The organism is Streptosporangium sp. NPDC006013 (assembly GCF_040614275.1).
GTDB lineage: Bacteria > Actinomycetota > Actinomycetes > Streptosporangiales > Streptosporangiaceae > Streptosporangium.
This window is the reverse complement of sequence record NZ_JBEXUE010000360.1, coordinates 1-10,495: the sequence shown is the minus strand read 5'-3', so window position 1 is coordinate 10,495 and position 10,495 is coordinate 1. Positions and strand designations below refer to the sequence as shown.

Sequence of the window (10,495 nt, the reverse complement as noted above, 5' to 3'; positions counted from 1 at the left end):
TTCCGTGTCACCATCTTATCGGATCTGCCGGGTTTGTGTCAACTTGTCGGCTTCCCGACCATCGACCCAGCCCCGCCGAATCCGCTAGGATTGCGACCACCCTGTCTCCAGGGCAACCCCTCTAACTTACTCCAACATCCGATTGTTGTCCAATCGGATCTCGGCGCGACGCATGCGTCCCGACGAGGGAACTGATCAAAAGGGTGGTCCCGAGGCTCTGGCGATCTCCGCCGACCTCCTCGGGCCTGTGAACTCTATGTACGCCGCCGGGTCCCGTCAAATCAAAGCGCGTGCCCCATGGAGACGTGTTTCCCGTTCGCTGGGTAGAGATCGAATATGACGGACCAGCGAGTATTGCCCAGGGCGCTCGTCGTGCTTCTCTGCGCCGCGAGTGCGGTGATCGTCCTGGGAGGGATCAGGCAAGTCGACTCGATCGTTGGACCGGCACTGCTGGCACTGGTCCTGGTCCTGGCGGTCTCCCCGGTCAGGACCTGGCTTCACCGGAACGGCGCTCCCGGGTGGGTGCTAGTGGCCGTCCCCCTGGTGATCGTGCTGCTGATACTCCTGGGCATGGTGGCGGTCCTGACCCTTGCCATCGCGCAACTGGCCGCTCTCATACCCACCTACGACAAGCAGTTCCAGCAGCTCGTTCTGCAGGCACAGGAACTGGCGGCGAACCTCGGCATCGGCACGCGGCAGATAAACCAGGCGATCAATTCCTTCTATCCCGGCAAGGTCTTCACGATCGCGCAGGAATTCCTCAGCGGGCTGGTGGGCGCGTTCTCCGGCATCGTTCTCACCATCGTCCTGCTCCTGGCCATGTGCCTGGACGCGCAGGCCTTCTCCCGGATTCTCGCCATGGGGGCGGCGCGCAGACCCCGGCTCATCGGTGCGCTCCACGACTTCGCCCACCGGACCCGTCGTTATCTTGTGGTGTCGACGGCGTTCGGGCTGGTCTGCTCCGCGTTGGACGTGGCCGCGCTCTGGTTTCTCGACGTGCCGCTCCCCCTCCTCTGGGGCGTGGTGGCACTGATCACCAACTACATCCCCAACATCGGCTTCGTCCTGGGCCTGATACCGCCCGCCCTGCTCGGCCTCCTGTCGGGCGGCCCCAAAACCATGCTCTTCGTGATCGTCGCCTATGTGTTGATCAATTTCGTGGTGCAGTCGCTGATCCAGCCCAAGTACCTCGGTGACGCCGTCGGGCTGTCCACGACCCTGACCTTCATCTCGCTCATCCTGTGGACGTTCCTGCTCGGCCCGCTGGGCGCGCTGCTGGCCATCCCGCTCAGCCTGCTGACCCGCACGTTGCTGATCGACAGCGATCCCGACGGCGAGTGGGCCGCCGCCCTCGTCTCGGGGAATGTGCCCGACGAGGGGCAGCCGGCGGCGGAGGCCTCGACGACGGGCGACCGGCAGGAGAAGAACGAAGGAGGAGACAACCGCCCGTAACCTGAGGTCATGTATCGCGAGTGGGCTCCGGACCCCCGCGTCGCCGGACGGGTGGCCTGCGTGTGGAGCAACGATGCGACCACCGTCACGACCACCGTCACGACCACGGGCATGTCCCAGCTGGTCGTGCCCGACGGCTGTGTGGATCTGATCTGGGGTCCGAGAGGAGCACAGGTCGCGGGTCCCGACACCGGCCCGAAAACCGTGTGGATGTCGCCGGGCGACCGCTACATCGGGATCCGGTTCAGACCCGGCGCGGCGGGCGGGGTGTTCGGCGTGCCGCTCGACAGCCTACGTGACCTGCGGGTACCGCTGTCCGAGCTGGAACCGCTCAGGGAACTGTCCGAGCTGGCCCCTTTCACGGGAGGGTCACCGGAGCCGGTCACCGACGCCGTGCAACGGGTTCTGGCCGTACGAATGCGCACGACGTCCGAGCCCGATCCCGCCGCGTCGGCGATCGCCGGGGCACTGCTGGCGGGGCGGAGCGTCAGGGAGGTGGCCTGGGATCTGGGGCTCGGCGAGCGACAGCTTCTGCGCCGGTCCCTGCGGGCCTTCGGGTACGGCCCGAAGACACTGCAGCGGGTGGTCAGGTTCCAGCGGGCGCTGCGGCTGGCCAGGCGCGGCATCGCGGCGGCCGAGGTCGCCGCGGCCAGCGGATACGCCGACCAGGCTCACATGGCGAACGAGGTACGGCGGCTGGCGGGAGTTCCCCTGGGCCGGCTGATCGGACAGTCCGGCGACGGATACTGACGGGCACTAGGGAAGCAGCCGGGCGCGGCCGAAGTCGACGAACCTGGCACGCAGTGCCGAGCACGCCTCCTCGGTCAGCGGGACGTAGGCGAGGTCGCGTCCCGGCCGCCACCACACCGGGTCGGCGCACTCCCACAGCTGGCGCCGCAGATCGCTCTTGTCCACCTTGTTGGTGGCGGTGAGCGGCATCTCCGGTGTCAGCCGTACGAAGCGGGGAGCCCACTTGGTGCCGAGGTCGGGCTGGGCGTTGAGGAACGCGGCGAATCCGGCAGGTTCGAAGTCGCCGTCGAGTTCCAGCGCGGCCATGACCTGGTCGCCGGTGCGCGGGTCGGGCACCGCGTAGACGGCGCACATGACCGTGCCCGGGTAGCGGGCGAGGATGCGCTCGACGGGCGCGGCGGCGAAGTTCTCGCTGTCCACCCGGAGCCGGTCGGCGTCCCTGCCCGCGAAGTAGAAGTATCCGGCGCTGTCGCGGTAGGCGAGGTCGCCGCTCCAGTACCAGCCGTCGCGGAGCCGCTGGGCGTCCGCCTCGGCGTTGTTGTAGTAGCCCTCGAAGGAGGCGTCGCGCCGGACGATCTCGCCGATCGCCTCGTGCCCGTTGACCAGTCCGCCACTGTCGTCGAAGCGGGCCCGCGGACACTCGCGGCCGGTGGCGGGGTCGTGAACGGCGACGTCCATCCCCTGCTGCGGCAGGCCGAGCGCGTCGGCCGGGGTTCCGGGAACCTTGCTGATCGCGATCGCCCCCTCGGAGGAGCCGTACCCCTCGATGATCTGGGCGCCGAACCGCCTGGCGAACTCGGTCAGGTCGCGGGAGGATGCCTCGGTCCCGAAGGCGGCCCGCAGCGGGTTGCGGGAGTCGTCGTCGCGTTCGGGGGTGGCCAGGATGTACGCGAGGGCGCGGCCGACGTAGTTGAAGTAGGTGACGCCGTACCTGCGGATGTCGGCGAGGAACTCCGAGGCGCTGAAGCGGCGGCGCATCGCCACCGTCGCGCCCACGCCGGTGGCCATCGCCAGGTTGGCCATGACGGCGTTGCCGTGGAAGAGCGGCATCGCGAGGTAGGTCACCGACTCCCGGTCGATCCCGAACCGGCCGCCCCGCCCCGCGATGGCCGCCAGCCGCCCCTGACCACAGATCACCGCCTTCGGTGATCCGGTCGAGCCCGAGGTGAAGAGCAGTAGCAACGCCTCCTCGGGCCGTGGCGGCTTCTCTGCGTCGAGGGCCGCCCTCGCCTCGGTGCCGGTGCGGCGGGCCAGCAGCGCGCGGTAGCCGTCGGTGTCGGCGAGCAGGACCCGGCCGGGTGGCAGCCCGAGGTCGAGACCGTCGAGCAGGGCGGAGCGCGGGATGTCCGTGACGACGAGGTGGCAGTCGGTGTGCCGGATGTCCGCGGCGAGTTCCGCGCCGCGCCGGGTGGGGTTGATGCCGACCAGGGTCGCGCCCGAGAGGGCCGCTGCGAAGATCCAGAAGACGTACTCGGGGACGTTCTCCAGCAGGACGCCGAGGTGGAACGGGCGGCCTGGCTCCCGCATGTCCAGTGCCAGTGCCGCCCGCAGTTCCGCCTCATGGACGATCCGCGCCCAGCTGTAGCTCTCGTCCTCGAAGCGCAGGCCGGGATGTTCGTCACCGGCCCGCGCCCGGATCAGGTCCGCGAATGTCACCACACCCGGATCTTGAGCAAGTGCTTGGTCAAAGTCAAGCCGTGCCGGGGATTCAGACGATCTCCAGCGCCACCGCTCCGCCGCTCACCCGGCTCCGGCCGTCGGCCGAGGCGATCGAGACCTTCAGCGTGCTGGGCCGTCCCATGTCCACCCCCTGGATGACGGTGAACTCCGAGCAGCCGGAGCCGAGAGTGCGCAGGTAGCCGCCGAAGGCGGCGGCCGCGGCCCCGGTGGCCGGATCCTCCACGACGCCCCCGACCGGGAAAGGGTTGCGGGTGTGGAACCGCTCGTCGCTCTCCCGCCAGAACAGGTTCACCGTCGTCCAGTCCTCGCGGATCATCAGTGCCTTCAGCCGCTCGTAGTCGTAGTCGAGGTCGGCCAGGCGCTCGCGCGAGGCCGCGGCGACCACGAGGTGCTGCACACCGCCGAACGCGACGTGTGGAGGAAAGGCCGGGTCGAGTTCGTCGCGGGACCAGCCGAGGGCGGCGAGGGCCTCCTCCAGTGTCTCCTCCGCGACGGGCCGGGAGTAGGTGGGGACGCTGGTGAGCGTGGCGCGGAGCGCGTCGTCGGCGATCTCGGTGTCGACGACGATCTCACCGGCGTTCGTGTCGAAGACCAGCCGGCCGGTCCCGAGGCGCTCGGCCAGGGCCACCGAGGTGGCGATCGTGGCGTGCCCGCAGAACGCCACCTCCGTCGAGGGCGCGAAGTACCGGACCCGGAAGGCGCGCCGCCCGTCGTCGCGAGCGGTCACGAACGCCGTCTCGGAGTATCCGACCTCGGCGGCGACGGCGAGCATCTCCTCGTCGGAGAGCCCGGCCGCGTCGAGGACGATCCCGGCGGGGTTCCCCCCTTCGGGATCATGAGTGAAGGCCGTGTAGCGCAGGATTTCCACTGTGTTCGTCACACCTACCTACACTAACCAGCTAACCCATCACGGCGGTGACAGGCTAGGGGAGGCCGGGACGGGCCGCAGGGACGGCGGTTCCTCGGGAGCGTCAGGTGCCTTGAAGACGCGGCGCGCCCATGGCATCGCGAGCACCAGGATCGGCAGGAGCACGATGGAGCCCTGGGACCAGAAGACATGGAGGCTCCGCCAGGTGGCGGAGTCGAACTGGGTCATGTAGAGGTAGCCGTACGCGGCCCAGAAGGACACGCCGATGATGGCCGGCCAGGCGAAACGGGTCGGACGGGCGACCAGGAACGGCATGAACCACAGGAGGTACTGCGCGCCGAGCCTGGGAGTGGCGACCATGAAGGCGACCAGCAGCGCCGTGGTGAGGTCGACCGGGTCGGCGCGGCGCCACAGGAAGGCGGTCACCAGCAGGGTGACGTAGACCAGACGGGTGCCGAAGGTGGCGATCGCCTGGTTCAGATCGTTGACACCGCCCATCAGGATGGCGCTCCAGGTCCACTGGCCGACGATCGGGCGGACGTCCTGGATCACCCGGATGACCTCGGGAATCTGGCTCAGCGAGGTGCCGGCGAAGATCGGCAGGGTGACCAGGAAGAAGATCGGCGCGATGCCGGTGGCCACGAACGCCACGACGCGGGCGCGGAAGGTGGGCAGCAGCAGGAGCATGCCCGGGATGAGCCAGATCGGCCAGCTCTTGGCACAGAGCGCCAGGCCCATCAGCAGCCCCGCGAACAGGGCGCGGCGTAGGGACTGCCGGTCGCCTGGGCGCGGGGTGAGCGCCCTGCGGACCACGCCGGTGGGACCCGTGGCATGCCGGACGGCACCGGGGAGGCCTCGGAACGCGATGCTGCCCCGCACCAGCGCGACCACGTCGGTCCGGATGCCCGACCGGTCGGGGTCGCCGGGCCCCCGGGCGACGACGAAGGCGGCGACGCCGAAGACCAGGGCGACCGGCTCGACCTGGCCGTGCACGGAGGCGACCAGGATGGCCAGCGGGTTGCAGGCGTACTGGAAGGCGCGCAACGACGCCTTGGAGCCTCCGGCGAGCTTGCCGACCAGCGGGATCAGCGCGATGTCGGCGACCACGGTGACCAGGCGCCCGCCGATCTCCCAGGGGATGCCCAGCCAGAGCAGGAAGCCGTAGACGTAGGGGATGGTCGGCAGGAAGTGCCAGCCGCCGTTGCTCCCCAGGACGGGATCCTCACGGTTCAGGACCGCCTCACCCGCGGGTTTGAAGCTGTTGACGAAGTCGACCGGCTGCCAGGTGTCCATCGCCGAGGTGGTCATGATGAGCACCCTGAAGACGATTCCGACCACCAGCACGGCCAGCAGTGAGGGCCGCCAGCCCTTCCACTGTGCGACCAGGGCGAGTACGACACCTGTGACGAGGACGAACCCCGTGAGAATTGCGTAGTCCATGACGGCCTCTAGCCTGCCGGACCTCACCGCCGACCGGCCACCCGGTCTCTAAACCGAGACCTCTCTGCCAGTTTTGGCGACCCTGGGGATCTGGATCATCACGAAGAGTGATGATCGCGAACCGCTCCGGGGTAAGCCCCGTGAGACCTGCGGACGCGGAAGGGGAACCTCGCCGCCGGAAGTCCGTCTCTCCCGGCGGCGAGGAGTTCTCAGCCCAGACCGTCGAGATAGGCCCGGTGGTTGCGGGAGAACTCGAAGGTGTTGTACCTGTCCCAGTTGATGGACCAGGTCATCAGGCCGCGGAGGTTCGGGTAGACCCCCCTGGGCCGGTACGGACCGCAGTTGGTCCCCTTCGCCAGGCAGTCGAAGGCCTTCTGGACCTCCGCCACCGTGGTGAAGCCGTTGCCCGCGTACGCGGCGGCGGGCAGGCCGATGGCGACCTGGTCCTGGCGTAGCGCGGGGAAGACGTTGGCCGGGTTGCCGGCGATCGGGAAGCCCGCGAGCAGCATGTCGGTCATGGCGACGTGGAAGTCGTGGGTGCCCATGGTGTGGTACTGGTTGTCCAGCCCGGTGATCGGCCCGGAATTGTAGTCCTGGACGTGCAGCAGGGTCAGGTCGTTACGCATCGCGTGGATGACCGGGAGGTAGGAGGCGGCCCGCCGGTCGGCGGAGCCGTTCGGTCCCGGGCCGTAGAACTGGTAGCCCAGCTGGACGAAGAACGTCTCGGGGGCCATGGTCAGTACGAACCGGGCTCCGTACCTGGCCTTGAGGGTCTTCAGCGCGGAGATCAGGTTGACGATGACCGGGGTGGTGGGTGCGGACAGGTTGGTGTCGCCGCTGTCGAGATAGAGGGAGTGGCCTTCGAAGTCGATGTCCAGCCCGTCCAGGCCGTACTTGTCGATGATGGCGCTCACCGACTGGACGAACTTGTCGCGCGCGGCCGTGGTGCTCAGCTGGACCTGGCCGTTCTGACCGCCGATCGAGATCAGCACCTTCTTGCCGAGTGCCTGCTTGGCCCGGATTCCGGCGATGAACTCCGCCTCGGACTCGACGTTGGGGCACTCGGCGACCGGGCACTGGGTGAAGCGGATGTCCCCCGAGGTCACCGAGGTGGGCTCGCCGAAGGACAGGTTGATGACGTTCCACTCATTGGGGACGTCGGCCATCCGGATGTAACCGGAGCCGTTGGCGAAGGAGGCGTGCAGGTAGCCGACCAGCACCCGCTTGGGCAGGTCACCGGGGGGCGGCATGTTGGTGACGGTCGCGGAGACCGCGCCCGACTTCGCCGACTCACCCGAGGCGTTGGTCGCGCTCACCTGGTAGCTGTGGGTGCCCGCGCCAGGGGCCTCGGAGAAGGTGGTCCCGGTCGCGCTGCCGACCTTGGTGCCGTTGCGATAGACGTTGTAGCCGGTCGCACCCGAGGAGGCGTTCCAGCTCAGCGAGACGCTCGTGCCGCTGACGGTGGCGGCCAGCCCCGACGGTACGGACGGGGGCGGCGGCTGGTCGTTGCCGACCGTCACGGAGACCGCGCCCGACTTCGCCGACTCACCCGAGGCGTTGGTCGCGCTCACCTGGTAGCTGTGGGTGCCCGCGCCAGGGGCCTCGGAGAAGGTGGTCCCGGTCGCGCTGCCGACCTTGGTGCCGTTGCGATAGACGTTGTAGCCGGTCGCACCCGAGGAGGCGTTCCAGCTCAGCGACGCGGTGGTGGCGTTGCCGGTGCCGGTGAGCCCGGTGGGTGCGGCGGGGGGCTGGCCCTGGCCCGGCTGGCCGTCGAGGACGAAGTCGTCGGCCTGGTAGGTGCCCTGGCCGTACCAGCCGTTGACGTAGATCGTCACCGAGGTGGTCGAGGCGCCGGTGGTGAACGAGGTGGACAGCTGGGCGTAGGACGACGGCGAGGACGTCCACGTGCTGGGGTCGGTCCCGCCGGTGCCGGTCGCGCCGAGGAAGACGTAGCCGCCCCTGACCCAGGCCGACAGGGTGTAGGCCGAGGACGGTCTGACGCTGACCGTCTGCTGACACCGGGCGGTGTCGTTCCCGGCCGGTGTGGCCTGCAGCGCCCTGGTACCGCCGTGCACCGGCGAGGACACCGCCGTGGCCCCGGAGGACGCCGTGCAGGTCCATCCGGTCAGCCCGTTCTCGAAACCGGGGTTGACCGCGATGTTGGCGGCGTGGGCGGGTGACGCGGCGAGCATCGTCCCGCCCAGCGCCAGTACGGCGATCGCCGCGAGTTTCCTGAACCTCATCCCGCGAACCCCTTGAAGATGTTGGTGAACTCCCAGGCCGACTGGGAGATGCCGCTGCAGGTCGGTGAGACCTGGCCGCTAGGGCAGCCGCCGTTGTCACGGGCACTGGACCAGAAGCCGATGAAGCCGACGTGGTTGGTGTTGGCCCAGGCGAGCAGCTTGCGGGCATCGGCCTGGGTGGTGGTCATCCCGGTGTCGTTCCTGCCGATCATCGGGGTGAGGCCCAGCAGTTTCTTGAGCTGGGCGTCGGTCTTGGCGGGCCAGACGGTCCTCATCTGGGCGAGGGTCGCCTGCGCGGCGGCGATCATGGCGTCGCCCCAGTTGCCGGTGTAGCCGAAGTTCATCAGCATCGGGTTGACCATGACGTCGAGGCCCTTGGCGGCGGCGTCCTGGAGGATCGACAGCGAGAACGGGTCGACGCCGTAGTCCTGGCCCTGGATGCGCAGGGTGTAGCTGATCACGGTGCCGCGCTCGGCTTGGAGCTGCTTGAGGGCGGTGTTGACCTTGGCGGCGTCGATCGAGGCCTCGACGTCGACGTCGAGGTGATTGGTGCCGACCGTGTCGAGGACCTTCTTGTAGGCGGTGACCAGCGCGGCGGAGGTACCGCAGACGTGCTCCAGGTACGGTCCCATCGCACCGCCGGTCGCCACGATGACCTGGCCGCCCTGAGCCTGGAGCGCCCTGACGTCGTTGACGATCCGGGAGTCGTTGATCGGGATGGTGCCGCCCCAGGCCGGGTTGCATCCGCTGCTGTCGCCGAGGGCGAAGGCGAGGGTGTAGTTCTTCACCCCGGTCGCCGCCGCCGCGCTCACCAGGGAGGGCGTGGGCATGGTGATGTCGATGTAGGGGGCGTAGCGGATCTCACCGCCGGGCGGTGGGCCGGTGTCGCGGCTGGTCCGGCCGCTTACCGAGGAGGTGTAGGCCGAGCAGTTGCCCGCGCCGTCGCAGGCCCGCACGCGGAAGCCGTAGGCGGTGTCGGGGCTCAGCCCGGTCGCGGTGTAGCCGGTGCCGGAGCCCGCGTCGACGGGCGCGCCGCTGTCGCGGGAGACCTCGTAGCGGGCCACGGTGCCGGAGTCGTCGGTGGAGGCCGACCAGCCCAGGGTCAGTGAGTTCGCGGTCGGGCCGCCTACGGTGAGGTTCCCCGGCACGGTCGGCGGGGTGGTGTCGTTGGGCGTGCCGGTTCCCGGCGGGCCGTCGAGGACCACGTCGTCGGCCTGGTAGGCGCCCTGGCCGTACCAGCCGCTGGTGTAGATCGTCACCGAGGTGGTCGAGGCGCCCGTGGTGAAGGTGCGCGTGAGCTGGGTGTATGCCGACGGGGAGGAGGCCCAGGTGCTGGTGTCGGTCGTTCCGGTGCCGCTCACCCCCAGGAAGACGTAGCCGCCGCGCACCCAGGCCGACAGCGAGTAGGACGAGGACGGTTTGACACTGACCGTCTGCTGGCAGCGGGCCTGATCCGAGCCCTGGGGCGTGGCCTGCAGGGCCTTGGTCCCGCCGTGTACGGGCGAGGAGACGGTCGTCGCGCCCGAGGAGGCCGAGCAGGTCCAGCCGCTCAACCCGTTCTCGAAGCCCGGGTTCGTCGCGATGTTGGCCGCGTGGGCCGGTGTTGCGGCGAGCATCGTCCCGCCGAGCGCCAGCACGGCGGCCGCGGCGAGTTTCCTGAGGTGCATCCGATTTACCCCGCAAAGATCTTTAGGAGGGTGTCGTGGGGGTACGGCCCGCACCCCGGGCGGGGTGCGGGCCGTACGAGTCGTGTCGGCCGTACGGATCGTGCGCGGGGTGTTTCCGCCCCGGGCGTTCTCGCTCGGTGCGCTTTCGCTCCGCGTTTTCGCCCTGAGCGGGCCCGCGTCAGACGTTTTCGTGCTGGGCGGGCCCGCTCCGTGCGGTTCAGAAGCCGGCGGTGACGCGGGTGAAGTCCCAGTCGGACTGGGCGATGCCACTGCAGTTGGAGACCACGCCGCCACCGGGGCAGGGACGGTCGCGGTTGACCGCCCAGTAGGCGAGACGGGTCAGGCCCTTGGACTTGGCCCAGTCGCGGATCTGGGTCCAGGCCGCCACCGTGGTC

The 10,495-nt window shown here is 69.3% G+C and carries 7 protein-coding genes; 2 read left to right on the top strand and 5 right to left on the bottom strand.

The features are described from left to right. Positions 1-336 precede the first annotated feature (336 nt). Positions 337-1,452 carry an AI-2E family transporter gene (locus ABZ260_RS37400; protein ID WP_355626984.1) on the top strand — a complete coding sequence of 372 codons (1,116 nt, stop codon included), beginning with the start codon at positions 337-339 and terminating at the stop codon, positions 1,450-1,452. Positions 1,453-1,461: 9 nt separating this feature from the next. Beyond that, complete coding sequence (locus ABZ260_RS37395) at positions 1,462-2,202, top strand: DUF6597 domain-containing transcriptional factor (RefSeq protein ID WP_355626982.1); 741 nt, start codon at positions 1,462-1,464, stop codon at positions 2,200-2,202. A 6-nt stretch (positions 2,203-2,208) separates the two neighbouring features. Here ABZ260_RS37395 and ABZ260_RS37390 read toward each other — a convergent pair whose 3' ends face one another. The 5 genes from ABZ260_RS37390 to ABZ260_RS37370 form a co-directional block, all read right to left on the bottom strand. Continuing rightward, entirely contained in the window at positions 2,209-3,861 is a 1,653-nt protein-coding gene (locus ABZ260_RS37390) for an AMP-binding protein (RefSeq protein WP_355626980.1), read from the bottom strand. A 49-nt stretch (positions 3,862-3,910) separates the two neighbouring features. Beyond that, positions 3,911-4,762 (bottom strand): PhzF family phenazine biosynthesis isomerase, encoded by an 852-nt coding sequence (locus ABZ260_RS37385; RefSeq protein WP_355626978.1) that lies wholly within the window; start codon positions 4,760-4,762, stop codon positions 3,911-3,913. A 27-nt stretch (positions 4,763-4,789) separates the two neighbouring features. Beyond that, positions 4,790-6,190 (bottom strand): hypothetical protein, encoded by a 1,401-nt coding sequence (locus tag ABZ260_RS37380; RefSeq protein ID WP_355626976.1) that lies wholly within the window; start codon positions 6,188-6,190, stop codon positions 4,790-4,792. A gap of 209 nt (positions 6,191-6,399) precedes the next feature. After that, on the bottom strand, positions 6,400-8,433 hold the full coding sequence (locus ABZ260_RS37375; protein WP_355626974.1) for a glycosyl hydrolase family 18 protein: 2,034 nt from the start codon (positions 8,431-8,433) through the stop codon (positions 6,400-6,402). Beyond that, positions 8,430-10,100, bottom strand: a complete 1,671-nt coding sequence (locus tag ABZ260_RS37370) for a carbohydrate binding domain-containing protein (protein ID WP_355626972.1) — start codon at positions 10,098-10,100, stop codon at positions 8,430-8,432. The genes ABZ260_RS37375 and ABZ260_RS37370 overlap by 4 nt, the downstream gene beginning before the upstream one ends. Positions 10,101-10,495: the final 395 nt, after the last annotated feature.